Origin of the sequence: Shewanella sp. 8A (assembly GCF_023475945.1) — a bacterium.
GTDB classification, from domain to species: Bacteria; Pseudomonadota; Gammaproteobacteria; order Enterobacterales; family Shewanellaceae; genus Shewanella; species Shewanella xiamenensis.
Genome location: NZ_JAMDJP010000048.1, coordinates 1 through 25,928, shown reverse-complemented (window position 1 = coordinate 25,928; position 25,928 = coordinate 1). Strand labels below are relative to the sequence as shown.

Genomic DNA, 25,928 nt, shown 5'->3' with positions numbered 1-25,928 from the left:
TCAATCTAATAAGTTGATTTCCGTTTAGGCATGTTTGCTGGTCATTAGGGAAAATTGCGAATATATTCATAACATAATCAACAAGCCATCAGGCTCCATGTCGGTCTAGATACCTCAGCTGAGCCAGACAGGATAGTAGCGTGCAGAAAAAATATGTAGTGGCGTTAGATCAAGGCACAACCAGCTCAAGAGCGATTGTGTTTGACCACGATGCCAATATTGTCAGTGTTTCACAGCGGGAGTTTACTCAACTTTATCCTAATCCCGGCTGGGTTGAACACGATCCAATGGAGATTTGGGCAAGCCAAAGTTCAGTGCTTATTGAGTCGTTGGCTCGAGCGGGGATTCACAGCGATGAAGTGGCGGCGATTGGTATTACCAATCAGCGGGAAACCACCGTTGTTTGGGAAAAGGCAACCGGTAAACCGGTTTACAATGCCATTGTCTGGCAGTGTCGCCGCAGCGCTGAGATCTGTGAGCAACTGAAAGCGCACGGCTTAGAAGATTATGTGCGTGAGAATACCGGCCTTTTACTCGATCCTTATTTTTCAGGCACTAAGATCAAATGGATCTTAGATAATGTGCCGGATGCACGTGCGAAGGCCAAACGAGGTGAACTGTTATTTGGTACGGTTGACACTTGGTTACTGTGGAAACTCACGGAAGGCAAAGTGCATGTGACCGATCCCACCAACGCCGCTCGCACGTTGCTGTTTAATATCCATAGCTTGAGTTGGGATAGTAAGCTGCTTGAGGCGCTCGATATTCCTGCTGCCATGTTGCCCGAAGTAAAACCTTCCTGCAGTGTCTATGGCACAACCCGTATTGCCGGTGAGGGCAGTGAAATTCCACTGGCGGGGATTGCGGGTGATCAACAGGCGGCGCTCTTTGGCCAGCTCTGTGTTGAGCCGGGAATGGCCAAAAACACTTATGGTACAGGCTGCTTTTTGCTGATGAACACAGGTAACAACGCCGTGCGTTCATCCCATGGTTTATTAACCACAGTGGCGGTAGGTGCGCAAGGTGAAGTGAACTACGCCCTCGAAGGCTCAGTATTTATGGGCGGTGCGACTATTCAATGGTTGCGGGATGAGCTGGGACTTATTCGCGACGCCAGCGATACCGAATATTTTGCCTCTAAAGTGGCGGATACTAATGGGGTGTATTTAGTCCCTGCTTTTGTGGGGCTCGGCGCACCCTATTGGGACCCCAATGCCCGTGGTGCATTATTTGGATTAACGCGCGGTGCTAACCGTAATCATATTATCCGCGCGGCATTAGAGTCGATTGCCTACCAGAGCAAGGATTTGCTCGATGCCATGATCAAAGACAGTGGCGTCAGCCTAAAGCGTTTGAAAGTGGATGGTGGCGCAGTGGCGAATGACTTTTTAATGCAATTTCAAGCAGATATTACCGATGTTGAAGTGTTACGGCCGAGTGTTTGCGAAACGACCGCTTTGGGTGCGGCATTCTTAGCTGGGCTGGCCGTTGGATTTTGGACCTCGGTAACTGAGCTGGAGCATAAGGCCTGTATCGATAAACACTTCAAACCGAATATTGATGCGAGTAAAAGGGAGCGGTTATACGCTGGTTGGCAAGATGCGGTGGCAAGAACGCGTTCTTAGTTTCGTTTAGGCTTGAAACACATAAGGCGCACCCTGAGGTTGCGCCTGCGAGAATATATTTATTTAACGGCCAGCACGTTAAACTTCGATATCGATAATATGTTTGTTAGCTGGCTGCGCTGTGTCAGCGGTATCGTCAGTGACTTCAAGTACTTTTCCTTCTTTTAAATCTTGTTTGTCCGCTGCGCGGCGTTTTTTATTGCGACTGGCATTATCCTGTTTACGTCTTTCCCTGACTTTCGCATCTAGGGTGGGTGGCAATTGCGACTGCGGCGTTTCATGGCTATCGGGCGCATTGGCGGTGGCACTGCTCACCTGATCAACGATCCGCTTTGGGGTTAATACGGGTTTTACTGGCTGAGCCAGCATAGCGTAAAGACTGTCCAATCCACTCATAGCGCCTCCTTGGTTTATGACCACTTAATCCTTTATCGGCAGGGGCTGCTCAATATTTAGACTATACGCCGATTGAAGCTTATGCGCGATACTCTACTGGCACTCTGACTTTGGCCAATATCTGTGTTGCGCCTTAGTGACGAGTGCAAGTTTGCTAGAGCTGGCCTTGTGTTGGCAGCTTAGGCGAATGCCCTGTTCAAGCTCTGCTGTGGTGAGTTTATCCAGATCATAATCATTGGGGCTGGGTGGCTGCTCGACAAACCTGAGTTTACACAGGCCGCAGCGTCCGCCACCGCCACATTGGGTTCTTAATCTTTCGCGCCCTCGATTAATGCTCTCTAAATATGTGCCATTGAGATCGGTAAATTCGGCGAGCGGTTGAGCCGCCTGAGTAAAAAGCGCTAGTTTTCCTTTGGGAATTTTTCGCTTCAAGAATGGCAGGGATAACTGACCTTGATGAAATTTATGCCCAAGGATGTAAATCCCCGAAAGACCTAACAACAGCGTGGCAATGCTGACAACTTGTACCAATAAGTGATTAAAACCAATGCCATTATCGGGAGCGTAGTCCATAAAATGCAGCATAAACAGCAGATCTTTAAGATCTGAATGGCGATTTTGGTGGGCCAGAACTGCGCCCGAGGCTGTATCGATATAAATCCGAGTGCCGACTTCGTCCGCGGCTGTCAGTTCTGCAATTGGGCCACTAGCATCGAAAGGAGTTTGATGGGTGAGAATCTGCGCGGAGCCGATAACGCCAGAGCCTGAATAACTTTCCTTAGCGATAGCCTGTATTTCTGCATCGCTCAAAGATAATGGCTCAAGGGAATCAGCCCAAAACCAGCGGTTTTGCTGAGTTGTTGTGAGGGCATACACTGCGCGGCTAAGCACTGAAGTCAACTTAAGCTCGATAATGCCTTCTGCTTGGTATTGTTGCAGTAGTTTTGCTGTAGGAGCGAGAGGCGAATTGAAGCTCTGAGCTTTAGCGGCGATACGATATTGATTAGCATCCAGAAACTGCTCGTCAATCAGGTTAAAGGCCAGTCCTGTTACGATCCAAATCAACAGTTGCAGGCCAACAATAAGTGATAGCCATTTGTGTAGAGTTTGCATCACTAAACTGATATGGCGTTTACTCTCAGCATTCCGTTTGTTTGAGAAGCTCATTTTGGCTCATCTTGGGAGTTAGTATTGCGAAAACTGATATAGCTCAACGCGATACCAAAGAGTGCGGTCAATAGGGCGAGTGTACTCATTACCGTGAGTAACGGGTTCTGCACATTCTCCCGAGTCTTGTAGTCCATAATGTGCAGCATCCACATTATATCGAACAGCCGCCAGTAATTATGTCGAGCGCTGACCAATTGTCCTGTGACCGCGGAGATATAGAGTGTCGAGTTCATTGCATCGTCCAACTCCAACTGCCATACAGGTAATGCGCGGAGGGAGATTTCATTCGGTGCTGTTTGCTGGTGGAGTGTTGAATGGATGATCTTAGCCTTGCCCGTATATAGTTGCTGAGCGGTGTCGAGTGCTTGTTGTTGATTTAAGAGGGGTAATAATTCTCCCGTCACAGTGCTAAAACGCTGTAATTTCCCCGCTATTTTGGCGCTATAAAAGAGTGTGCTTTGGTGAGCATATAAATTGATTTCTGTTGCATCTGTGTGAGTTTTGATGAAATCCGTCAAGCTATAAGCGGGAGCTTCTACATGGAAAATTGCGGCATTGTTCTTGTTTGCCAAAGGTTTGCCACGGATAAACTCGATATCCATCCATACCATATAAGCACCTGTTGCAACCCATATCAACAATTGAAAGGCGGCGAGGAGTGCAAACCATTTGTGGTAGGTGCGGATCTGAGTTGCGGTCATAGGCGATTTATTTTGAGTTAATCCCATGGGAGTTTTGATCTTCCTCGCAATCGTGAAATAAAAATACTCACCTAATTGCAGAATAAATCTACAACCAAAAATAAAATTTCAGCTATTTATGCTGAAATTTTACACTTTACGGGATCACAAAAAGGTTAATTTTAGGTTTGTTTTGTTACGCGTTGTGAGTCTAGCGTGATTTACCTATGAGGAAAATCCCACATTTACCGAAATTTTGTGGCAGAAATTTCATTGCAACTGCCTGAAAGCAAAAGGCTGCTGTTTTTTTGTCCGCTTTTTATTTCTATGGTTTCCACCGTTTAGCTGATTTTAAGCTACTCATTTTATCAAAACATTGTCGCTAAGTTATGGGGTCAACATGCTGCTAACCCGCTTGCCGACTGGCTTTATAAAAGGATCCCATCCCTTGACAATGCTTGTCGACTATCCCTAAACTTAGCATTTGTGGGAAATAGTGGATATTTGTGGATCAAAAAGCAAAGGATAGGATGAATTAGCGTGTTTCGTGGAGCCAGTGCTATCAACTTAGATACAAAGGGACGGATCGCTATTCCAGTGCGATACCGCGAACCTTTGCAACTAGAGCACCAGGGCCGCATCGTCATCACAGTCGATATTCAATCTGCGTGTTTGCTCCTTTATCCCCTCCACGAATGGGAGTTGATTGAAGCTAAGTTGCTCAAGCTTTCGGATACAGATAAAACCCAACGATCCCTTAAGCGCATGTTGCTGGGCTATGCCCATGAGGTTGAGCTCGATAGCAACGGACGCATATTACTGCCACCACCGCTAAGGCAGTATGCCAATTTAGATAAGCGCATCATGCTGGTGGGACAGTTAAACAAATTTGAGCTGTGGGATGAGCAAGCTTGGCTGCAGCAAATTGATGAGTGTCAGGAAACGATTCGAAGCGAGGAGCTTGCTAACAACGAGCGTCTGGCGGATTTTTCACTCTAACGAGTCGCATAATTAAATAAGAAGAAATTAATGAGTCAAGAATTTGCCCATTTATCCGTTTTGCTCGAAGAAACGGTTGGCGGTTTAAACATTAAAGACGATGGCATCTATATTGATGGCACGTTTGGCCGCGGTGGTCATTCAAGACAAGTATTGCAAAGACTGGGTGAAAACGGACGCCTGATTGCGATCGACCGCGATCCTCAGGCTATTGAAGCTGCTAAACAATTTGCCGATGATCCCCGTTTTCAAATCGTACACGGTGGCTTTGGTCAGTTAGCCGATTACGTCGAAGAGCTTGGTCTGGTTGGCAAGATTGATGGTGTGTTACTCGACTTAGGCGTGTCGTCACCGCAGCTCGATGATGCGGAACGTGGTTTTAGCTTTTTGCGTGATGGTCCACTCGACATGCGCATGGACAATAGCCAAGGTGAAACCGCTGCCCAGTGGTTAGCCCGTGCTGAAATTGAAGATATGGCATGGGTATTCAAAACCTATGGCGAAGAGAAAAATGCTCGTCATATTGCCCGTTGCATTGCTGCCGACCGCGATAAAACCCCGTTTTTACGTACCAAAGATTTAGCCGATTTAATTGCGCGGATCACCAAAAACAAAGAGCGTAATAAACATCCTGCCACCCGCGTGTTTCAGGCAATACGTATCTATATCAATAGTGAGTTAGATCAAATTGATCAAGCACTTGAAGGTGCATTAACCGTGCTTGCTCCGCAGGGCCGTTTATCGATTATCAGCTTTCACTCCTTAGAAGACCGCATAGTGAAGCGATTTATCCGCCGCCACAGTCAAGGTGAGAGTGTGCCTCATGGTTTACCCATCACTGAAGATCAGATTAATAAGTCGCGTAAACTACGCGCCATTGGCAAGGCGATTATGCCATCCGATGAGGAAATTGAACGCAATGCAAGAGCCCGTAGTTCGGTATTACGCATTGCCGAGCGACTAGATTACTAGAGGGCAAGTAAATGAGTAAGCCCTCATTGAGTCTACCACAGGTTGTATTACACGACCTTTGGCAACACAAATGGATTTTGTTACTTGCCCTGCTCGTGCTCAGTAATGCAGTGGCTGTGGTGTATACCAGCCATGTGAGTCGTAAACTCACTACTGAATGGGATCTGCTATTGCAGGAGCGTGACAGGTTAGATATCGAGTGGCGCAATTTATTATTGGAAGAGCAATCCCAAACGGAGCATAGCCGAATTACGCGGATTGCATCGAAGGATCTCAACATGAGTCGCCCATTACCCAGCGAAGAAGTTGTGGTAAAGGTGCCGTGAACATAGGGAAGATATGATTAGGCAAGCAAAAACCAAACAGGCAAGCAAAAAGCAAAAGCCACAACTGATCCATTGGCGGTTATACGTCGTGGTTGGTTTTGTATTTGCGATGTTTTCAAGCCTGGTGGGTCGTGCTGCTTATATCCAAATTATTGAGCCTGATAAGCTTCGCCATGAGAGCGATATGCGTACGTTACGTACTACCAGTCGTGAGGTACAGCGTGGCTTAATTACTGATCGCAATGGGGATATGCTGGCGGTGAGTGTGCCAGTGCGTGCAGTGTGGGCAGATCCAAAGCAAGTTAACGATAGCAATGGCTTTACAGATATGCGTCGTTGGCAAGCACTGGCTGACGTATTACACGAACCCGTTGAAGACGTACTCGATAAAGTCCGTAGCAATCCAACTAAACGTTTTACCTACCTTAAGCGTCAAGTGACTCCCGCGGTGGCTGATTACATAACTCAGCTTAAATTGCCTGGGGTATTTTTAAAGTCTGAGTCTCGCCGTTACTATCCCGGTGGAGAGATAACTGCCCAGCTTATCGGTATCACTAATATCGATGATGTGGGTATTGAAGGCGTTGAAAATGCCTATAACAGTTGGCTTACTGGTACGCCATCCAAACAAAAAGTGCGTAAGTCACGTGATGGTCATGTGGTTGAGCGCCTCGATATCGTCCAAGAAGGCGAAAGCCCAAATGATCTTGTCCTGAGTATCGACCATAGGATCCAGCAGCTTGCCTATCGAGAGTTAAAGCGCACCACAGAAATGAACCAAGCGACATCAGGATCGATTGTGGTACTCGATATCCACACAGGTGAAGTGTTAGCGATGGCGAATACGCCCTCCTTCAACCCTAATTCCCGTGATAATTTTCAAACCTTCAGAATGCGTAACCGCGCGATGACGGACACCTTCGAGCCCGGCTCGACCATTAAACCCTTTGTGGTTGCGGCGGCGTTAGAAGCGGGCACCGTTAAATCCACCGATGTGATCCCAACCTCTCCAGGTTGGATGCGTTTAGGTGGACGCCAAGTGCGTGATGCATCTAACTACGGTGATATGACGCTAGCGCGTATTTTGGCCAAATCCAGTAACGTGGGCATTAGTAAATTAGCACTGTCGATACCTGTACAGCAGTTACTCGGCACTTATCAATCCATGGGATTAGGTAGTTTTTCAGGGATTAACTTAACGGGAGAAAGCGCAGGACTTATCCAAGATCGCCACCGTTGGTCTGACTTTGAGCGTGCCACTTTATCCTTTGGTTACGGCTTAACCGCGACGACGCTGCAGTTAGCGCGGATGTACGCGACTTTAGGCAATGGCGGCACTTTATATCCAGTATCGATTTTAAAACTTAAAAAGCCGCCCGAAGGTGAACGGGTGATTTCAGAAGAAGTAGCCAGAGACGTGCTGCAAATGATGGTGGGTGTCACCGAAAAAGGTGGTACAGGTACGCTTGCGCATATCGATGGTTATCCCGTCGCAGGTAAGTCGGGCACCAGCCGTAAGGCGGTAGCCGGTGGTTATGGTGATGATTATGTTGCGTTATTTGCAGGCGTTGCGCCGGTGAATAATCCCAAACTCGCTATCGTCGTTGTGGTCAATGAACCTAAGGGCGATCTCTATTATGGTGGTTCAGTGGCAGGGCCTGCTTTCGCTAAGGTGATGTCAGGCGCACTGCAAATGTTAAATGTTGAACCCATTTCCGATAAAGAACAGGTGCAATTGGCGGGTCTCGCCGGGAGAACTGAATAATGTTATTAAGGGATCTACTCGCCCCTTGGTTCCCCTACGCGGGTGAACAAACCTTCCAAGATTTGACTCTAGATAGCCGCGCAATACGTCGCGGCGATGTGTTTTTAGCGCTGCCAGGACACAAGGTCGATGGTCGTCAGTTTATCGATAAGGCCTTAGCCCAAGGTGCGGCTGCAGTGTTAGTGCATACGGATAATCCCCAAGAGCAGGGCAAAGTTATTGCGGCTGAGCAAGGCGTACAGATTTATTTCTATGAGTTAGCGAAGCACGTTTCAGCGGTGGCTGCGGTGCGTTATCCCGTTGTTCAAGGTCAAGCTATGGCCATTGTGGGTATTACAGGGACTAATGGCAAAACTTCGACAAGCCAATTGTGCGCGCAATTAGTGACGCTACTTGAGGGTAAAGCGGCGGTGATGGGCACGCTCGGTAATGGCCTGTGGGGCGAGTTAGTCGATAGCGGTAATACGACCGCCGATGCCATTACTTTAATGCGCCAACTTAATGAATTTGCAGATAAAGGTGTAAATACCTGTGCGATGGAAGTTTCGAGCCATGGTTTAGTCCAAGGGCGAGTCGATGCCGTACCCTTCGATGTGGCGGTATTTACTAACTTAACCCGTGATCACTTGGACTACCACGGCGATATGGAAAACTATGCCGCGGCCAAGCAAATGCTGTTTCGCTTCGACTCCCTGCGCCATGGTTTACTGAATTTAGACGATCCCGTGGGCGTCGCTTGGTTATCCGAGCTGGCAAACGTTCCTGCGAAGATGTGGGGTTTTAGCATTGAAGCGCATACCGATGCTGCGTTTTACACTAAGAATGCCCAATTTAACGACCAAGGCGTGCAGGCGACCTTAGTCTGGCCCGAGGGCGAAATCGATATTCGTTCGCCGTTATTAGGCGCTTTTAACCTCTCGAATTTACTCGCTGCACTATCAGCCCTGTATTTACAGGGAATGGATATGCGTGCATTAGCTGCCAAGGTACCTTACTTAGTGCCCGTTGCTGGCCGTATGGAACGTTTTACCACTGCGGACAACATTACCTTAGTGGTCGATTATGCCCACACCCCAGATGCGATTGAACAGGCACTTAATGCCCTGCGTCGTCACTGTGCAGGGGAGCTTTGGTGCGTGTTTGGCTGCGGCGGCGACCGTGACAAGGGTAAGCGGCCTTTAATGGGACGTGCGGCGGAGCAATTTGCCGATCGCATTATGGTGACTAGCGATAATGCCCGCAGCGAAGATCCTAACCAAATTATTACCGATATTATCCAAGGGCTAACTGACACAGAGCGAGCACTGACCGAGGTTGACCGTGTGGCTGCGATTAAACAAGTCGTGGCACAGGCTAAACCTGGAGATGTGATTTTGCTTGCGGGCAAAGGCCATGAAACTTACCAAGAGGCGGCAGGTGTGCGTCATGACTATGATGAACGCGCCCTGGCACGTCAGTTATCGGAGCAACGCTAATGATCCCAATTTCCCTCGGGGCACTGAGCCAATACTTAGGTGCGCATCGAGTCGGTGACGATGTCACCATCCAAGCATTAAGCAGCGATAGCCGTAAAATCGGCCCCGCGACCCTTTTCGTCGCCTTAAAGGGTGAGCGGTTTGATGGCCATGATTTTGCGGCCACGGCAATTGAAAATGGCGCCATTGCATTACTGGTTGAACGTGAATTGGCCTTTGATATTCCGCAGCTAATTGTTGCTGATTGCCAAAAGGCCATGGGCGCGATTGGCGCCTATGTCCGCGACCAAGTGAATCCTATTTGTGTGGCATTAACTGGCTCTAACGGCAAAACCAGCGTGAAAGAGATGATTGCCACTATTTTGTCGGCTAAGCATCAAGTACTTTACACCGCGGGTAATTTTAATAATGAAATCGGCGTACCTTTAACCCTACTGCGCTTAACCCCCGAAGATAAGTATGGGGTATTTGAGTTAGGGGCTAACCATAAAGGCGAGATTGATTACACCTCTGCATTGGTCCGTCCGCATGTGGCGTTAGTCAATAACGTCGGCAGTGCCCACTTAGAAGGCTTTGGTTCACAGGCTGGCGTTGCCCAGGCGAAATCGGAAATTTATAACCATCTACAACAAGGCGGCACTGCGATTATTAATGCCGACGACGCCTTTGCTGATGTGATGCGTGTTAAAGCCAAGCATTATAAGCAATTGAGCTTCTCCCAGCAGGAAGGCGCGGCGAAACGCCAAATCGATGTGATTGCGACTGGTCATAAAGCCAATATCGATGGTTGTTACCGCTTTATTCTTAATTATGCGGGTGAGTCCTGCGAAGTGACCTTACCTTTAGCGGGACGTCATCAAGTCAGCAATGCCTTAGCTGCTGCAAGTGTTTGTATCGCATTAGGATTAACTCTAAAAGAGATCGCCGAAGGCTTAAGCAAACTGATCCCTGTGAAGGGACGTATGCAGCCGACTCAATTAGGCCGAGTCCGTTTAATCGATGATAGCTATAACGCTAACCCTGTATCCGTGGGGGCGGCTATCGCTTGGTTAAAGGAAATTTCTGAAAATCGTTGTTTGGTACTGGGAGATTTGGGCGAATTAGGCGACAATGCGCCCCTTTTACACGCTGAACTGGGACAACTGGCAAAGCAACAGGGGATTGATGCCCTGTTCTGTACTGGCACCTTGACTCAGCATACTAGCCAAGCTTTCGGGGCGGAGCACCATGACAGCGTGGCGACGTTAGTAGAAAAACTCATAAAACACATCAACCAGTTGCCGGGACAGGTGACGGTTTTAGTTAAAGGTTCACGAAGTGCCGCAATGGAGCGGGTCGTGGATGGCCTAACAGTAGCCTTCGGGCGTGGGGAGTTAGTGTAGATGCTGGTGTATCTGGCCGAGTATTTAACCCGTTTTCACACTGGGTTTAACGTATTTTCCTATGTGACGTTTCGAGCCATTTTGGGCTTGTTAACCGCATTAGTATTTAGTTTATGGTGGGGTCCTAAACTTATTGAGCGTTTGCAGTTAATGCAAATTGGTCAAGTGGTGCGTAATGATGGGCCTGAGTCGCATTTCAGTAAGCGCGGAACGCCGACTATGGGTGGTTTACTGATCCTTGCGGCCATCTTTATCAGTGTGCTGTTATGGGGCGATCTTGGTAGCCGTTATGTTTGGGTGATGCTGTTTGTTTTAGGCAGCTTCGGCATGATTGGCTTTATTGATGATTACCGCAAAGTGGTACGTAAAGATACTAAGGGATTAATTGCGCGCTGGAAGTATATTCTGCAATCTTTAGCGGCGTTGATTATTGCTTTCTTCCTCTACACCACAGCGTCTAACCCGGGTGAAACCCAGTTAGTCGTGCCTTTCTTTAAGGACGTGATGCCACAGCTTGGCGCTGTGTTTATCGTATTGGCCTACTTTACTATCGTGGGTTCAAGCAACGCAGTGAACTTAACCGACGGTCTCGATGGTTTGGCGATTATGCCAACGGTAATGGTAGCAGCAGCATTTGCCTTGATTGCTTATCTGTCTGGTCATGCTCAGTTTGCCAATTACCTGCATATTCCGCATTTACCTGGCTCTGGTGAGCTGGTGATCGTTTGCACCGCGATTGTGGGCGCAGGTTTAGGCTTTTTATGGTTTAACACTTATCCAGCACAGGTCTTTATGGGCGATGTGGGTTCTCTTTCTTTAGGGGCTGCATTAGGTGCGATTGCGGTATTAGTTCGCCAAGAAATTCTATTAGTGATCATGGGCGGGGTGTTTGTCATGGAAACCGTGTCAGTGATATTGCAGGTCGGTTCTTACAAATTACGCGGTCAACGGATATTCCGCATGGCGCCTATCCATCACCACTACGAGTTAAAAGGTTGGCCTGAACCACGCGTGATTGTCCGCTTTTGGATTATCTCTATTTTCTTAGTGTTGCTCGGCTTAGCCACGTTGAAGTTAAGGTAATCACTCATGCAAAGTCATTATTCACACATAGTATTAGGTTTGGGTGCCACAGGGCTCTCGGTAGTGCGCTATTTGTGTGGAAAAGGCATTACGCCGTTGGTGATGGATAGCCGTCGCCAGCCTCCAGGTGCCGAAACACTGGCAAGTTCATTCCCTGAGGTGCAATTAATTGCTGGCGGATTTGATTGCCGTTATCTAGTGCAGGCGACGCAAATCATTATCAGTCCTGGGATTGCGATTGATACTCCCGAAGTGCGCGCGGCACTGGATATGGGGATTGAAGTCATTGGTGATATAGAGTTATTTGCCCGTGAAATTGCTGACCGTAAACCATGCGTGATTGGGATTACGGGCTCAAATGGCAAAACGACAGTCACCACCTTAGTGGGCGAAATGCTGCGAGAAGCAGGCATTGCTGTTGCTGTGGGAGGCAATATTGGTACTCCGGCGCTGGATTTGCTGCAAGAGAATGCGGATATTTTTGTGCTTGAGTTATCGAGTTTCCAGCTGGAAACCACTCATAGCTTGAATTGCGTGGCCTCAACCTGTTTAAACGTGACGGAAGATCATATGGACAGGTACAGCGATATGGATGCCTATCGGAAGGCCAAACTACGTTTGTACCATCAAAGTCGTTCCATCATTTTTAACCGTGATGATGTGCTGACTATCCCAACTGAACCCATGAACCAAAACAGCTTTGGTTTAGCGCCGCCGGAAGGCGACGAGTGGGGCATTTGCGACAGCAAAATTTATCACGGCCACAGTGAAATCATGCCAATCACCGAAGTGTCGCTGATTGGCAGTCATAACCACGCCAACCTACTTGCTGCAATGGCTTTGGTCTACGCGGTGGGTGTGGATAAGCAAGTGATGGCCAAAGTGGCTCGCACCTTTACTGGCCTTTCTCACCGTTGCGAAGTGGTAGGGGTCAAAGGTGGTGTGACCTATGTGAATGACTCTAAAGCTACCAATGTCGGCGCGACTGTTGCGGCCCTTGATGGTTTAAGCGATCACCTCGGCGACATTATTTTGATTGCTGGCGGCGATGGTAAAGGTGCGGATTTCAGTCCACTGGCCGAGCCGTTAACAAAAGTGACTCACCTCATTACCTTAGGTAGAGATGGCAATAAGATTGCCGCGCTGAAAGAAGGCGCTATTAAGGTTGATTCAATGGCTGCCGCTGTTGCTAAGGCCGCTCAATTAGCGACTTCGGGTGATATTGTGTTGTTGTCGCCCGCCTGTGCAAGTCTGGATATGTACAGCAACTTTATGGCCCGTGGTGATGATTTTAGAAGCCAAGTGGAGCGACTCGATGGCGAGTGATGCAAGACAGCTCAGCCTGTTTGGGCGAGTGCTGAATGCACTGCCTAACTGGCAACGAGATACCGAAGTCCCGGGCGCGCAATTGTACGATCGGGCTTTGCTCACTGCTGTTTTGTCTTTGATTGGCTTTGGTTTTGTAATGGTGATGTCGGCCTCTATGCCCGAGGCACAAACACTGACGGGTAACCCATTCCATTTTATGACTCGCCATGTGGGTTATCTGTTGGGATGTTTAGTGATTGCCGCATTTGTACTGAGGGTTGAAATGCAAACTTGGCAGCGGATGAGCCCTATCATGCTGCTGGTTGTATTTTTGATGTTACTGGCAGTACTGGTTGTGGGAACTACCGTAAACGGCGCGACCCGTTGGTTATCAATCGGTCCAATCCGTATTCAAGTGGCCGAGGTCGCTAAGTTTGCGTTTTCTGTGTACATGGCGGGCTATCTGGTGCGCCGTCATCAGGAAGTGCGTGAAAATGCTAAGGGCTTCTATAAGCCGATTGCGGTATTTGCGATTTACGCGATTTTGATTTTGATGCAGCCCGACTTAGGCACTGTGGTGGTGTTGTTCGTCGGCACTGTTGGACTGTTGTTTCTCGCGGGTGCTCGGTTGCTGGACTTTTTCGCGCTGATCTTTGCTGGCATTTTAGCTTTCGTCGCGCTGGTACTGCTCGAGCCTTATCGTATGCGCCGGGTGACATCGTTTTTAGACCCTTGGCAAGATCCGTTTGGTAGTGGCTACCAGTTAACCCAATCGCTGATGGCCTACGGCCGGGGTGATTGGTTCGGCCAGGGCCTTGGCAACAGTATTCAAAAGTTGGAGTACCTCCCCGAGGCGCATACCGACTTTATCTTTGCCGTGATTGGTGAAGAGTTAGGGTTTATCGGCATTATCGCGGTGCTATCCGTGTTGCTGTTTGTGGCATTAAGGGCCATTCGCCTCGGCAATTTATGTCTGGTGATGGATAAAGCCTTCGAGGGTTATCTGGCCTATGCCATTGGGATTTGGATCTGTTTTCAGACCGTCGTTAATGTGGGCGCAAGCATTGGTATGTTACCTACTAAAGGGTTAACACTGCCCTTTGTGAGTTACGGCGGTAGTAGTTTATGGGTCATGACGGCGGCGGCAATGACATTGCTACGCATCGATTATGAGCGGCGCATGAGTTTAGTTCAGGCCGTGCAAGGGAGATTGAAGTAATGACCGACGCGGGTAAACGTATTTTAGTCATGGCAGGCGGCACGGGTGGACATGTGTTCCCGGCGCTCGCGGTGGCAAAATATTTAGCGCAGCAAGGTTGGCAAGTGCGTTGGTTAGGCACCGCCGACCGCATGGAGGCGCGTTTAGTGCCTCAGTATGGCTTCGACATCGATTTTATCGACATTAAGGGCGTGCGTGGCAATGGCTTAGTGCGTAAATTGGCGGCGCCTTTTAAAGTGGTGCGCTCGATTCTGCAAGCCAAGGCAGTGATTGCCGAATTTAAACCCGATGTAGTGTTGGGGATGGGCGGTTTTGCCAGTGGCCCTGGTGGTGTAGCCGCGAAATTAGCGGGCGTGCCCTTAGTGTTACATGAGCAAAATGCCATTCCGGGAATGACCAATAAATTACTCTCGCGGATCGCTAGCCAAGTATTATGCGCCTTTAAAAATACCTTCACTCAGGTTAAGGCAAAGGTGGTGGGTAACCCAATCCGCCGTGAACTGATTGCCCTAGGCGCCGAGCCTAAGCAAGCCGCGGATGATGCCTTAAAAGTGCTCGTGGTAGGCGGCAGCTTAGGTGCCAAAGTGTTTAATGATTTAATGCCTGAAGTGGTGGCGGCGCTGAGTAAACAGCAGTCGATTACGGTTTGGCATCAAGTGGGTAAGGATAATCTGGCAGGAGTTAAGTCGGCTTATCAACAGCAAGGACAAGAGGGCGGCGTTAACGTTGCCGAATTTATTGATGACATGGAAGCCGCCTATCGCTGGGCAGATGTGGTATTGTGCCGCGCTGGCGCGCTGACGGTATCCGAGTTAGCGGCGGTGGGACTTCCGAGTATTCTGGTGCCTTATCCCCATGCAGTGGATGATCACCAAACCCGTAACGCTCAAGTATTGGTTGAGGCTGGCGCCGCTTTCCTATTGCCGCAGGCCATCTTGGACGTGAATAAGCTGGTGAGTAAATTACAGTTACTCGCCAATGATAGAGCTGAATTAGCCCAAATGGGCCAAAGAGCGAGAGATGTTGCCGTACTGGATGCAACCGAACAGGTGGCCCAAGTGTGTATCGCTCTCGCCGAGAAAGGATAGGTATGACTAAGACAGAAAGATACTTACAGCTAAGAAGTATGATCCCAGAAATGCGCCGGATTAAGCGTATTCATTTCGTCGGCATTGGCGGCGCGGGCATGGGCGGGATCGCTGAAGTATTAGTAAACGAAGGCTATGTTGTCAGTGGTTCTGACATCGCGCAAAACGCCGTGACTGACAGACTCTGCCTGCTGGGCGCGAAAATTCATATCGGCCATGGCGCCGATAACGTGCAGCAAGCCGATGTGGTGGTGGTCTCGACCGCGATTAATCCTGAGAATCCAGAGATTATTGCGGCGAAGGAATTGCGTATTCCTATCGTGCGCCGCGCTGAAATGTTGGCTGAGTTGATGCGTTATCGCCATGGTGTAGCGATTGCAGGAACTCACGGTAAAACCACGACCACCAGTTTGATTGCCAGTTTGTATGGTCAAGCGGGGCGCGATCCAACTTTTGTTATCGGTGGTTTACTTAACAGCGCTGGCACCAATGCCCGCTTAGGTACTAGCCGTTACCTGATAGCCGAAGCAGACGAAAGTGATGCGAGCTTCCTGCATCTGCAACCTATGGTCAGCGTAGTGACGAATATCGAAGCCGATCATATGGATACCTACGGTGGTGATTTTGAAAAGCTCAAATCGACCTTCGTGGATTTTTTACATAACCTGCCTTTCTATGGCGTGGCTGTCGTTTGTATCGATGATCCAGTCGTACGTGAGATTATGCCGCGTATAGGTCGTCATATGATCACCTATGGCTTCAGTGACGATGCCGACGTGCAGGCGCTGAATTTCCATCAGCAGGGTCACCAATGCCGCTTTACCGTCAGACGTAAAGGCAAAGAAGATTTAGATCTGCTGCTTAATCTGCCGGGTCAGCACAATGTATTAAATGCACTGGCAGCGATTGCCGTGGCGACAGAAGATGAAATTGATGATAGCGCCATCATTCAAGCCTTGGCTGAATTCCAAGGTATTGGTCGTCGTTTCCAACACTTAGGCAAGTTCGCGACGCCAAAGGGCGAAGTGATGTTAGTGGATGATTATGGTCACCACCCCAGCGAAGTGGCGGCGACCATTAAAGCGGCGCGTGCAGGCTGGCCTGACAAACGTTTAGTTATGGCTTATCAGCCACACAGATACACTCGTACTCGCGATCTGTACGAAGACTTTATTGAAGTGTTATCTCAGGTAGATTGCTTGCTATTGCTCGATGTGTATAGTGCCGGTGAAGCACCGATCCCTGGCGCCGACGGTCGGGCTCTATGCCGTTCGATTCGTTTGCGTGGGCAGTTAGACCCCATCTTTATTGCTAGCCCAGATCAGTTAGCCGAAGTGCTACCCGATGTGTTGCAGGAAGGGGATTTATTGTTGACCCAAGGTGCAGGTAATATAGGAGCCTTGTCGCGTCAGTTAGCCGCCACTGAATTAGGCTTTAGCACGGCTGTTACAACCGAGGTAAAACCTTGATGAATTGCGTGACAACTTGGATTTAAAGGAAATGTTGATCCGAGGTTTTAGCGCTATATAATGGCCGGTTTTCTGTGGTTTTTAGTAGTGTCGTTGAAGGGTGGAAACAAACGTGTCTTGGAGTGATAAGAGGCGACACTGGCGGGCGAGGATGTCACGGGTTAATTGGTACTTGTGGAGTGGGATTGGTTTTTTATGGTTAGTCATTGGTAGCTTTGTTTTTGGCGGCTACCTGCTACATAAGTTTTTAAATGATGCCAGCACTTTGCCCATTGAAGCGGTCGCCATTAAAGGTGAGCGGACTTACACCACAGATAGGGATATACAAATTGCACTACAGGATTTAATGCAGCGGAGTTTTTTTAGTGCTGACATCACCTTAGTGCAACAGGCATTAGAAGCTTTACCTTGGGTGTATCGTGCGTCAGTGAGACGTGAATGGCCTGCGAAACTCAGGGTGTATTTACAGGAACAACAACCGGTCGCCCATTGGAATGGTACCGCTTGGCTCAATGTGCATGGTGAAGTGTTTGAAGCGCCATCGCACCCTGAGTTAGAGCATCTGCCTTATTTATCTGGGCCAGATGATATGGGGACCGAAGTGTTAACCGCCTACGCGCAGGTTAACTCGCTACTGAAGATTAATGGCTTTACCTTAGCCAATTTGAGTTTAACACCACGTCATGCGTGGCACGCGACACTAGGTAACGGTATTGTTTTAGACCTAGGTCGAGAAGATAAAATGGCAAGGATACAAAGGTTTATCACTGTTTACCCATTATTGGCGAAACAAGATAAACCGATTGCCAGAGTGGATTTGCGCTACGACACAGGGTTGGCCGTAGGCTGGGGCGATGCACAAACAAGAGAGCCGATAATTAATGACCAAAAACCAAGATAGAAATCTGATCGTCGGATTGGACATAGGAACCTCTAAAGTCGCAGTGATCATAGGCGAAGTTCTGCCCGATGGCGAAATCAGCATAGTCGGCCTTGGTAACCACCCTTCAAGGGGCATGGATAAAGGTGGCGTTAACGATTTAGACTCCATCGTGCGCAGTGTGCAACGCGCGCTCGATCAAGCGGAATTAATGGCAGACTGCCAAGTATCATCGGTTTACCTAAGCATTTCCGGTAAACATATCGCCTGCCAAAACGAAAATGGCATGGTGTCGATTAACGATGAAGAAGTGACACAGGAAGACGTCGACAACGTGATCCACACCGCGCGCTCGGTGAAGATCCCGACAGAACGTCGTATTCTGCATGTGTTACCGCAGGAATACGCGATTGACGTACAAGACGGCATTCGCAGCCCTATCGGCATGTCAGGCATGCGGATGGAAGCCAAGGTACACATAGTGACCTGCGCCAATGATATGGCGAAGAACATCACTAAGAGTGTTGAGCGCTGTGGTTTGAAGGTCGATGACTTAGTGTTCTCCGGCATTGCGTCGGCGGATGCGGTATTAACCTTTGATGAAAAAGACTTAGGTGTGTGTATCGTCGATATCGGCGGTGGCACGACGGATATCGCTGTGTATACCAATGGTGCGCTACGTCATTGCGCGGTTGTGCCCGTTGCGGGTAACCAAGTGACCAACGATATCGCGAAGATTTTCCGCACGCCATCATCACATGCTGAACAAATCAAAGTGCAGTTCGCCTGTGCGCGTAGCTCCATGGTGAGCCGTGAAGACAGTATCGAAGTGCCTTCGGTGGGTGGTCGCCCATCGCGCAGCATGTCGCGCCATACTTTGGCCGAAGTGGTTGAGCCAAGATATCAAGAGCTATTTGAGCTAGTGCTCAAGGAGCTGAAAGACAGTGGTTTAGAAGATCAAATCGCCGCAGGTATCGTGTTAACAGGTGGTACGGCGTCGATTCAAGGCGTGGTGGACATTGCGGAGGCAACCTTTGGTATGCCTGTTCGCGTCGCCTCACCATTGCCTGTAAAAGGCTTATACGAATACGTGGATCAGTCTATTTACTCCACAGGGGTTGGATTGCTCCACTATGGTGCAAGACGGGTGCTTGAGCGTCAATTCGAGCGTCCTGAGCGTCAAGGGGTTACCAGTGCTTGGAATCGGGTCCAAAGCTGGTTTAAGGGTGAATTTTAATAACGCAGGCAACACGGAGATCAGACAATGTTTGAGATCATGGACACTCACTCAGATGACGCGGTGATTAAAGTCATCGGCGTTGGCGGCGGCGGTGGTAACGCTGTCGAACATATGGTCAAACACAACATTGAAGGTGTTGAGTTTGTCGTTACCAACACAGACGCACAGGCGCTACGTAAATCTGGCGCTGGCTCAACGATTCAATTAGGCCGCGATGTCACTAAAGGTCTTGGCGCTGGCGCCAACCCAGAAGTGGGTCGTGCCGCAGCGGAAGAAGACCGCGAAAACATTCGTGCAGCGATCAAAGGCTCAGACATGATCTTTATCGCTGCCGGTATGGGCGGAGGTACTGGTACAGGTGCTGCGCCAGTTGTTGCTCAAATCGCTCGTGAAGAAGGCATCTTAACGGTTGCGGTCGTGACTAAGCCTTTCCCTTTCGAAGGCAAAAAGCGCATGGCTTATGCCGAGCAAGGTATCGCTGAGCTTGCTAAGCACGTGGATTCGTTAATCACTATCCCTAACGAAAAATTATTAAAAGTATTGGGCCGTGGTACGTCATTACTCGATGCGTTTGCCGCAGCGAATAACGTGTTACTCGGCGCAGTACAAGGTATTGCTGAGCTGATTACTCGCCCAGGTCTGATTAACGTCGACTTTGCTGACGTGAAAACCGTTATGTCTGAAATGGGTAATGCCATGATGGGCACTGGTGTTGCACGTGGTGAAGACCGTGCAGAAGAAGCGGCTGAAGCTGCTGTAGCCAGCCCATTATTAGAAGACATCGACTTAGCCGGTGCCCGTGGTGTGTTAGTTAACATTACCGCAGGTATGGACATGAGCATCGAAGAATTTGAAACTGTTGGTAACCATGTTAAAGCTTATGCTTCTGACAATGCTACCGTGGTTGTGGGTGCGGTTATCGACCCAGAAATGAGCGACGAACTGCGCGTAACCGTAGTTGCAACCGGTATTGGTGCTGAAAAGCGTCCTGATATCCAATTAGTTTCTAAGCCAGCACCACGTCCAGAACCTGTGGTTGTGGAACCAAAAGTTGAAGCTTATGTCGAAGAAGCAACTCATGTGAGCTATGCGGCGCCAAAGGGTAACGTATTACCTGCATCGCCAGCACCTGCTCCTGCGCCAGCGCCTTCAACAAAGCATGAATTGGATTACTTAGATATCCCAGCGTTTTTGCGTAAGCAAGCTGATTAAAACAGGTATTTGAGTCCAGCGTATCGGGTGATGTATTGCTCTATCGGCAATACCACCCAATGACGACATTTGTATGACATAGCTAACTTATGTTACTATGTCGAACCTATGTGGTCGTTTTGCTGCCGCTGTGTGCGCAAATATTAGGCTTAATTATTGAAATCTAAACGGGTAACTGAATGATATTTCAAAGAACTGTTCAAAAAATGGTGAAAGCTACCGGAGTCGGTTTGCACTCTGGGAATAAAGTCACCTTGAGCATTATGCCCGCACCAGTCAATACAGGGATCGTACTTGTGCGTACCGATATGAGTCCTGCCGTTGCTATTCCAGCAAAGGCGGAACAAGTTCGCGAAACCACGATGTGCACGGCACTTGTCAATGATGAAGGTATTCGTATTTCGACTATTGAGCATTTATTTGCAGCCTTAGCGGGTTTAGGCATTGATAACGCCGTAATCGAAGTGGACGCCCCTGAAATCCCAATTATGGATGGCAGTGCGAGCCCATTTGTCTTCTTACTTCAGTCTGCGGGTATTAAAGAGCAGTCTGCACCTAAGAAGTACTTAAAGATTAAACGCCCTGTGCGTGTTGAAGACGGTGATAAGTGGGCCGAGCTCAAGCCTTTCAAAGGTTTTAGAGTCAACTTTAAAATTGACTTTGCTCACCCCGAAATTGCTCGCAGCCAACAGCATGTGGTGATGGACTTCTCTACTTCAGCTTTTGTTAAAGACATTAGCCGCGCTCGTACTTTTGGTTTTATGCGTGATATTGAGTATCTGCGTGCGAATAACCTAGCATTAGGTGGCAGCATGGAAAACGCAGTTGTACTTGATGAATATCGCGTCCTCAACCCCGACGGCCTGCGTTATGAGGATGAGTTCGTTAAGCACAAAATTTTAGATGCGTTTGGTGATCTCTATGTGGCAGGACACGCCATTCTTGGTGAGTTTACTGCCTATAAAACGGGTCATGCTCTGAATAACCAGTTAGTACGTGCCTTATTGGCGCAGCAAGATGCGTGGGAGTTAGTGAGCTTTGAGAAAGAAGCCGATGTCCCCGTTAGCTTTGCTGTACCTGGTGGTGCGGTCTTCGCTTAATTGCGTCTGATGTTTACTTATTACGGCTGGCCAATGTGGCCAGCCGTTTTAGTTTTTCGCCTAGTGTCCCGCTCACATTTTCTGCAAGTGCGGCAATATGTTCTGCAGCTGCTGGACTCAATGCCTTATGCGCCTGTTTCGGCTTTGCGTCATACAATGCTAATCTCGGGTTGACTTTAACTTCAATTGCGGTAAGGATTGGGAGCGTTTCTGCTTGAAGCTGCGCGAGTAGTTTCGGCTTTTGGAAATTAATTCGTGCGGCCCATGCTGCCGAAGTGGTTTCAACCACAAGAACACCCTGGCGGAAATTAGCGACTTTCAGCTGCTCCGCAACAGGACCTGCGACAATCTGCTTCACGTGCTGATCCAGATATAAAAGTAGTTCCGCTTTCTCAGCTATGTCGGGTAATGTGCCTGATTGGTGTAGTAATTGGCTGAGATCCTGAGGGGGCTTTTTCATATGATAATAAGATGGCTGAATTAGGCTATGAGTGTAACAGTATTTATTCAAGGTCGGAATGGCGTTACGCGCTGGCAACCCAGTAAACGCTGGTTGATCCTTCCCATGCTATTGTTAGCTACTGGTGCCGGTATTTATCAACACAACTCTGCTAAGTTTGAAAATCAGCAAGCCAGTGTCGATAACGATCGAATCCAACGCGAACAACAAAAGAAGCAAGTCTTAGAGCTTAAAAGTGCCACAGAGTCACAGCTAGCCATGCTGGCGACCCATGTCGCGCGCATGCAAGCTAAAATCACCCGTCTCGAGGCCTTAGGTCAACAAGTCGCAAAACAAAACAAATTGGATGAAGACTTTGATTTCTCATCTGAAGTTGGGGTTGGTGGTTTAAGCGAATTAGGCTCAAATATCGAAATTAGTCAGCTTATCGAAGATATGGATAAACTGGCGTCACGAATTGACAACAATAATGTTCAACTATCACTACTTGAAACAGTGTCATCTAACCACCATATAGATGCTGAACGTTATGTATCAGGGCTCCCACTCGATAAAGGTTGGTTATCGTCGCCCTACGGATTACGTAATGACCCTTTTAACGGTCGTCGAACCATGCACAAAGGGATCGATTTTACCGGTCGGGAAGGGGCTAAAGTTGTCGCGACTGCAGCAGGCGTGGTGACTTGGGCTGGGAATATGTTTGGTTATGGCGAATTGGTCGAAATCGACCATGGTAACGGTTTACGTACACGCTATGGCCATAATAAAGCTTTGTCAGTAGCTGTAGGTGATGTGGTCGCTAAAGGCGAAACCATCGCCAGTATGGGAAGCACTGGGCGCTCAACAGGGGCTCATGTGCATTATGAAGTGTTGCGTGGCGGACAGCAGATAGATCCACAAAAGTTTGTCTACCGCAAAGCAAGTTAATTGAAACATTGGCTTCTAGTTTCCATCATGGACTTGGCCTACAGAAAATAAGTGATTCAGATGTTTGGTAAATTACTGACAAAAGTATTTGGTAGTCGCAACGACCGTACCCTTAAAGGGTTACAAAAAGTAGTTAATAAGATTAATGCGCTTGAAGCCGATTATGAAAAATTAACCGATGAGCAGCTTAAAGCGAAAACCGCAGAGTTTCGTGAGCGTTTAGCTGCGGGCGCTTCATTAGATAGCATTATGGCGGAAGCGTTTGCCACCGTGCGTGAAGCATCTAAGCGTGTGTTCGAAATGCGTCACTTCGACGTGCAGTTACTCGGTGGTATGGTACTTGATAGTAACCGTATCGCTGAAATGCGTACGGGTGAAGGTAAAACTTTAACCGCAACACTGCCTGCTTACTTAAATGCCTTAACGGGCAAAGGCGTTCACGTTATTACCGTCAACGATTACTTAGCACGCCGTGATGCTGAGAATAACCGTCCACTGTTCGAATTCTTAGGTTTAACTGTTGGGATTAACGTTGCAGGGCTTAGCCAACAGGCGAAGAAAGATGCCTATAACGCCGATATTACCTACGGTACCAACAATGAATTTGGTTTCGATTATCTGCGCGACAACATGGCGTTTTCACCACAAGAGCGTGTTCAACGTCCATTACACTATGCACTGATCGACGAAGTCGACTCAATCCTTATCGACGAAGCCCGCACGCCATTGATTATCTCTGGTGCAGCGGAAGACAGCTCTGAGCTATACATCAAGATCAACACGCTTATCCCCAATCTTATCCGTCAAGATAAAGAAGACTCTGAAGAGTATGTGGGCGAAGGCGACTACACCATTGATGAAAAAGCCAAACAAGTGCACTTTACTGAACGCGGTCAAGAGAAGGTTGAAAACCTGCTGATTGAACGTGGCATGTTAGCCGAAGGCGACTCACTTTACTCAGCAGCCAATATTTCGCTACTGCACCATGTGAACGCTGCACTACGTGCTCATACCTTATTTGAGCGTGATGTGGACTATATCGTTCAGGATGGCGAAGTGATCATCGTTGATGAACACACTGGTCGTACTATGCCTGGTCGTCGTTGGTCAGAAGGTTTACATCAAGCTGTTGAAGCTAAAGAAGGCGTTCGTATTCAAAACGAAAACCAAACACTAGCTTCGATCACCTTCCAAAACTACTTCCGTTTATATGAGAAGTTAGCGGGTATGACTGGTACTGCCGATACCGAGGCGTTTGAGTTTCAACACATCTATGGTTTAGATACCGTGGTGGTGCCAACCAACCGTCCAATGGTCCGTAAGGATTTGGCGGATTTAGTTTACTTAACCGCTAATGAAAAGTATCAAGCGATCATTAAAGACATCAAAGACTGCCGCGAGCGTGGCCAACCGGTATTGGTCGGTACCGTTTCTATCGAACAGTCAGAACTGTTAGCGCGCTTAATGGTGAAGGAAAAGATCCCGCACCAAGTGCTTAACGCCAAGTTCCATGAAAAAGAAGCCGAGATTGTTGCCCAAGCAGGCCGTACTGGCGCCGTAACCATTGCCACTAACATGGCGGGTCGTGGTACCGACATCGTGCTTGGTGGCAACTGGAATATGGAAATCGAGGCGCTGGAAAATCCTACCCCAGAGCAAAAAGCCAAGATCAAAGCTGATTGGCAAGTGCGTCATGACGAAGTCGTTGCCGCGGGTGGTTTACACATTCTCGGTACCGAGCGCCACGAGTCACGTCGTATCGACAACCAGCTACGTGGTCGTGCGGGCCGTCAAGGTGATGCGGGCTCTTCACGTTTCTACCTGTCGATGGAAGATAGTTTAATGCGTATCTTCGCTTCTGATCGCGTCTCCGGCATGATGAAGAAGCTGGGCATGGAAGAAGGCGAAGCGATCGAACATCCATGGGTGTCTCGTGCAATCGAAAATGCTCAACGTAAAGTAGAAGCACGTAACTTCGATATTCGTAAGCAATTACTTGAATTCGATGACGTGGCAAACGATCAGCGCCAAGTGGTTTACGCCCAGCGTAATGAGTTGATGGATGCGGAAAGTATTGAAGACACGATTAAAAACATCCAAGACGATGTAATTGGTGCGGTAATCGATCAGTACATTCCACCACAATCAGTAGAAGAGTTATGGGATGTTCCTGGGTTAGAGCAGCGCCTAAACCAAGAGTTTATGCTTAAACTGCCAATCCAAGAATGGCTCGATAAAGAAGACGACTTACACGAAGAAAGCCTACGTGAGCGTATTATCACTTCTTGGTCAGATGCTTATAAAGCCAAAGAAGAAATGGTCGGTGCCTCAGTACTGCGCCAATTCGAAAAAGCAGTGATGCTACAAACCCTCGATGGCTTGTGGAAAGAGCATTTAGCCGCAATGGATCATTTACGCCAAGGCATCCACTTACGTGGTTACGCACAGAAGAATCCAAAGCAAGAGTATAAGCGTGAGTCATTCGAACTGTTCCAACAATTGCTGAATACGCTGAAACATGACGTGATTAGCGTGTTGTCTAAAGTTCAAGTGCAAGCCCAATCTGATGTTGAAGAAATGGAAGCTCGTCGTCGTGAAGAAGATGCTAAGATCCTACGCGACTACCAGCACGCAGCAGCCGAAGCCTTAGTTGGTGGGGATGATGGTAGCGACGAGATGATGGCGCACACACCAATGATCCGCGATGGCGATAAAGTTGGCCGTAACGATCCTTGTCCTTGTGGCTCTGGCCGTAAATATAAGCAGTGTCACGGTAAGCTAAGCTAATTCAACACGTGCACCTAATTCTAAAAGGCGACTGTAATAGTCGCCTTTTTCATGCCTACTCAAAGCCAGATACAAATCATTGAATCTGTCTGCATCTATATAAAGCTTATTTGAATCTCCAGCCTTCCAGTTATGGTAAGTCATGCTTTGTTCACAAATAAAGCAGTAAAATTGCCTTTTGTGGATAACGTTGGGGGTAACTAGTGGGTACTTTGTGACTAACTGAAACTATTGAAAAAAGATCGAAAAAATACAAAAAAGCGCTTGCACAAAAAGTTCCGCTGCCTATAATGCGCATCCACTGACACGGCAGACAGCGATACGCAGTTTCAAGTGCCAGTTCATCAAGTGATTCAGTCCTTGAT

23 protein-coding genes are annotated in these 25,928 nt (G+C 48.3%); 18 read left to right on the top strand and 5 right to left on the bottom strand.

Translation table 11 applies throughout. From position 1 onward, the window contains the following. Positions 1 to 140 precede the first annotated feature (140 nt). Complete coding sequence (gene glpK / locus M0413_RS21465) at positions 141 to 1,625, top strand: glycerol kinase GlpK (RefSeq protein WP_249555579.1); 1,485 nt, start codon at positions 141 to 143, stop codon at positions 1,623 to 1,625. A 78-nt stretch (positions 1,626 to 1,703) separates the two neighbouring features. Here glpK and M0413_RS21460 read toward each other — a convergent pair whose 3' ends face one another. The 3 genes from M0413_RS21460 to M0413_RS21450 all read right to left on the bottom strand — a co-directional run bounded on the left by M0413_RS21460 (position 1,704) and on the right by M0413_RS21450 (position 3,892). Further along, positions 1,704 to 2,021 (bottom strand): hypothetical protein, encoded by a 318-nt coding sequence (locus tag M0413_RS21460; RefSeq protein WP_037422850.1) that lies wholly within the window; start codon positions 2,019 to 2,021, stop codon positions 1,704 to 1,706. Between the two features lie 93 nt (positions 2,022 to 2,114). Continuing rightward, the gene (locus tag M0413_RS21455; protein ID WP_249555578.1) at positions 2,115 to 3,188 is read right to left on the bottom strand and encodes a PepSY domain-containing protein; all 1,074 of its coding nucleotides are present in this window, start codon (positions 3,186 to 3,188) and stop codon (positions 2,115 to 2,117) included. Continuing rightward, a complete protein-coding gene (locus M0413_RS21450; RefSeq protein ID WP_249555577.1) occupies positions 3,185 to 3,892 on the bottom strand; it encodes a peptidase in 708 nt (235 codons plus the stop codon). Before M0413_RS21450 ends, M0413_RS21455 begins: the two co-directional genes overlap by 4 nt. Before the next feature lie 519 nt (positions 3,893 to 4,411). Here M0413_RS21450 and mraZ point away from each other — a divergent pair. The 15 genes from mraZ (at position 4,412) to lpxC (ending at position 21,389) form a co-directional block, all read left to right on the top strand. After that, the gene (gene mraZ, locus M0413_RS21445) at positions 4,412 to 4,870 is read left to right on the top strand and encodes a division/cell wall cluster transcriptional repressor MraZ (RefSeq protein WP_037428867.1); all 459 of its coding nucleotides are present in this window, start codon (positions 4,412 to 4,414) and stop codon (positions 4,868 to 4,870) included. Positions 4,871 to 4,900: 30 nt separating this feature from the next. After that, entirely contained in the window at positions 4,901 to 5,842 is a 942-nt protein-coding gene (rsmH, locus tag M0413_RS21440; RefSeq protein WP_011624305.1) for a 16S rRNA (cytosine(1402)-N(4))-methyltransferase RsmH, read from the top strand. An 11-nt stretch (positions 5,843 to 5,853) separates the two neighbouring features. Further along, positions 5,854 to 6,168, top strand: a complete 315-nt coding sequence (gene ftsL, locus M0413_RS21435) for a cell division protein FtsL (RefSeq protein WP_037422840.1) — start codon at positions 5,854 to 5,856, stop codon at positions 6,166 to 6,168. Between the two features lie 13 nt (positions 6,169 to 6,181). Further along, complete coding sequence (locus M0413_RS21430) at positions 6,182 to 7,933, top strand: peptidoglycan D,D-transpeptidase FtsI family protein (protein WP_037422838.1); 1,752 nt, start codon at positions 6,182 to 6,184, stop codon at positions 7,931 to 7,933. Further along, positions 7,930 to 9,408, top strand: a complete 1,479-nt coding sequence (gene murE / locus M0413_RS21425; RefSeq protein ID WP_249555581.1) for a UDP-N-acetylmuramoyl-L-alanyl-D-glutamate--2,6-diaminopimelate ligase — start codon at positions 7,930 to 7,932, stop codon at positions 9,406 to 9,408. Before M0413_RS21430 ends, murE begins: the two co-directional genes overlap by 4 nt. Beyond that, the gene (locus tag M0413_RS21420) at positions 9,408 to 10,790 is read left to right on the top strand and encodes a UDP-N-acetylmuramoyl-tripeptide--D-alanyl-D-alanine ligase (protein WP_249555576.1); all 1,383 of its coding nucleotides are present in this window, start codon (positions 9,408 to 9,410) and stop codon (positions 10,788 to 10,790) included. Before murE ends, M0413_RS21420 begins: the two co-directional genes overlap by 1 nt. Further along, positions 10,791 to 11,873 carry a phospho-N-acetylmuramoyl-pentapeptide-transferase gene (mraY, locus tag M0413_RS21415; protein ID WP_037422832.1) on the top strand — a complete coding sequence of 361 codons (1,083 nt, stop codon included), beginning with the start codon at positions 10,791 to 10,793 and terminating at the stop codon, positions 11,871 to 11,873. It abuts the gene before it with no gap. 6 nt (positions 11,874 to 11,879) lie between these two features. After that, positions 11,880 to 13,199 carry a UDP-N-acetylmuramoyl-L-alanine--D-glutamate ligase gene (gene murD / locus M0413_RS21410; RefSeq protein WP_203432611.1) on the top strand — a complete coding sequence of 440 codons (1,320 nt, stop codon included), beginning with the start codon at positions 11,880 to 11,882 and terminating at the stop codon, positions 13,197 to 13,199. Continuing rightward, positions 13,189 to 14,400 (top strand): cell division protein FtsW, encoded by a 1,212-nt coding sequence (gene ftsW / locus M0413_RS21405; protein ID WP_037422827.1) that lies wholly within the window; start codon positions 13,189 to 13,191, stop codon positions 14,398 to 14,400. The genes murD and ftsW overlap by 11 nt, the downstream gene beginning before the upstream one ends. After that, on the top strand, positions 14,400 to 15,488 hold the full coding sequence (gene murG / locus M0413_RS21400; RefSeq protein ID WP_069454149.1) for an undecaprenyldiphospho-muramoylpentapeptide beta-N-acetylglucosaminyltransferase: 1,089 nt from the start codon (positions 14,400 to 14,402) through the stop codon (positions 15,486 to 15,488). The genes ftsW and murG overlap by 1 nt, the downstream gene beginning before the upstream one ends. 2 nt (positions 15,489 to 15,490) lie before the next feature. Continuing rightward, positions 15,491 to 16,957, top strand: coding sequence for a UDP-N-acetylmuramate--L-alanine ligase (gene murC, locus M0413_RS21395; RefSeq protein ID WP_037422821.1), 1,467 nt, complete (start codon positions 15,491 to 15,493; stop codon positions 16,955 to 16,957). Positions 16,958 to 17,108: 151 nt separating this feature from the next. Continuing rightward, on the top strand, positions 17,109 to 17,858 hold the full coding sequence (locus M0413_RS21390) for a cell division protein FtsQ/DivIB (RefSeq protein WP_037428855.1): 750 nt from the start codon (positions 17,109 to 17,111) through the stop codon (positions 17,856 to 17,858). Next, positions 17,839 to 19,074 carry a cell division protein FtsA gene (ftsA, locus tag M0413_RS21385; protein ID WP_011073897.1) on the top strand — a complete coding sequence of 412 codons (1,236 nt, stop codon included), beginning with the start codon at positions 17,839 to 17,841 and terminating at the stop codon, positions 19,072 to 19,074. Before M0413_RS21390 ends, ftsA begins: the two co-directional genes overlap by 20 nt. 27 nt (positions 19,075 to 19,101) lie before the next feature. Beyond that, complete coding sequence (ftsZ, locus tag M0413_RS21380; protein WP_011624294.1) at positions 19,102 to 20,289, top strand: cell division protein FtsZ; 1,188 nt, start codon at positions 19,102 to 19,104, stop codon at positions 20,287 to 20,289. A gap of 179 nt (positions 20,290 to 20,468) precedes the next feature. Then, entirely contained in the window at positions 20,469 to 21,389 is a 921-nt protein-coding gene (gene lpxC / locus M0413_RS21375; protein WP_037422814.1) for a UDP-3-O-acyl-N-acetylglucosamine deacetylase, read from the top strand. Positions 21,390 to 21,402: 13 nt separating this feature from the next. Here lpxC and M0413_RS21370 read toward each other — a convergent pair whose 3' ends face one another. After that, the gene (locus M0413_RS21370; RefSeq protein WP_037422811.1) at positions 21,403 to 21,849 is read right to left on the bottom strand and encodes a DUF721 domain-containing protein; all 447 of its coding nucleotides are present in this window, start codon (positions 21,847 to 21,849) and stop codon (positions 21,403 to 21,405) included. Positions 21,850 to 21,876: 27 nt separating this feature from the next. Between M0413_RS21370 and M0413_RS21365 the strand changes: the two genes are divergently transcribed. Both M0413_RS21365 and secA read left to right on the top strand, forming a co-directional pair. Beyond that, on the top strand, positions 21,877 to 22,776 hold the full coding sequence (locus M0413_RS21365; protein WP_037428847.1) for a M23 family metallopeptidase: 900 nt from the start codon (positions 21,877 to 21,879) through the stop codon (positions 22,774 to 22,776). 60 nt (positions 22,777 to 22,836) lie between these two features. Beyond that, positions 22,837 to 25,563 (top strand): preprotein translocase subunit SecA, encoded by a 2,727-nt coding sequence (secA, locus tag M0413_RS21360; RefSeq protein ID WP_249555580.1) that lies wholly within the window; start codon positions 22,837 to 22,839, stop codon positions 25,561 to 25,563. 151 nt (positions 25,564 to 25,714) lie between these two features. Here secA and M0413_RS21355 read toward each other — a convergent pair. Next, positions 25,715 to 25,928 (bottom strand): hypothetical protein (locus tag M0413_RS21355; RefSeq protein ID WP_249555573.1); only part of this gene is annotated, 214 nt, incomplete at its 5' end.

What these genes read in the sequence shown, in the direction of transcription:
- M0413_RS21460 (WP_037422850.1), bottom strand. Translation starts at nt 2,021, where the DNA reads ATGAGTGGATTGGACAGTCTTTACGCTATGCTGGCTCAGCCAGTAAAA.
- M0413_RS21455 (WP_249555578.1), bottom strand. Translation starts at nt 3,188, where the DNA reads ATGAGCTTCTCAAACAAACGGAATGCTGAGAGTAAACGCCATATCAGT.
- M0413_RS21450 (WP_249555577.1), bottom strand. Translation starts at nt 3,892, where the DNA reads ATGACCGCAACTCAGATCCGCACCTACCACAAATGGTTTGCACTCCTC.
- rsmH (WP_011624305.1), top strand. Translation starts at nt 4,901, where the DNA reads ATGAGTCAAGAATTTGCCCATTTATCCGTTTTGCTCGAAGAAACGGTT.
- ftsL (WP_037422840.1), top strand. Translation starts at nt 5,854, where the DNA reads ATGAGTAAGCCCTCATTGAGTCTACCACAGGTTGTATTACACGACCTT.
- M0413_RS21430 (WP_037422838.1), top strand. Translation starts at nt 6,182, where the DNA reads ATGATTAGGCAAGCAAAAACCAAACAGGCAAGCAAAAAGCAAAAGCCA.
- M0413_RS21420 (WP_249555576.1), top strand. Translation starts at nt 9,408, where the DNA reads ATGATCCCAATTTCCCTCGGGGCACTGAGCCAATACTTAGGTGCGCAT.
- mraY (WP_037422832.1), top strand. Translation starts at nt 10,791, where the DNA reads ATGCTGGTGTATCTGGCCGAGTATTTAACCCGTTTTCACACTGGGTTT.
- murD (WP_203432611.1), top strand. Translation starts at nt 11,880, where the DNA reads ATGCAAAGTCATTATTCACACATAGTATTAGGTTTGGGTGCCACAGGG.
- ftsW (WP_037422827.1), top strand. Translation starts at nt 13,189, where the DNA reads ATGGCGAGTGATGCAAGACAGCTCAGCCTGTTTGGGCGAGTGCTGAAT.
- murG (WP_069454149.1), top strand. Translation starts at nt 14,400, where the DNA reads ATGACCGACGCGGGTAAACGTATTTTAGTCATGGCAGGCGGCACGGGT.
- murC (WP_037422821.1), top strand. Translation starts at nt 15,491, where the DNA reads ATGACTAAGACAGAAAGATACTTACAGCTAAGAAGTATGATCCCAGAA.
- M0413_RS21390 (WP_037428855.1), top strand. Translation starts at nt 17,109, where the DNA reads ATGTCACGGGTTAATTGGTACTTGTGGAGTGGGATTGGTTTTTTATGG.
- ftsA (WP_011073897.1), top strand. Translation starts at nt 17,839, where the DNA reads ATGACCAAAAACCAAGATAGAAATCTGATCGTCGGATTGGACATAGGA.
- ftsZ (WP_011624294.1), top strand. Translation starts at nt 19,102, where the DNA reads ATGTTTGAGATCATGGACACTCACTCAGATGACGCGGTGATTAAAGTC.
- lpxC (WP_037422814.1), top strand. Translation starts at nt 20,469, where the DNA reads ATGATATTTCAAAGAACTGTTCAAAAAATGGTGAAAGCTACCGGAGTC.
- M0413_RS21370 (WP_037422811.1), bottom strand. Translation starts at nt 21,849, where the DNA reads ATGAAAAAGCCCCCTCAGGATCTCAGCCAATTACTACACCAATCAGGC.
- M0413_RS21365 (WP_037428847.1), top strand. Translation starts at nt 21,877, where the DNA reads ATGAGTGTAACAGTATTTATTCAAGGTCGGAATGGCGTTACGCGCTGG.
- secA (WP_249555580.1), top strand. Translation starts at nt 22,837, where the DNA reads ATGTTTGGTAAATTACTGACAAAAGTATTTGGTAGTCGCAACGACCGT.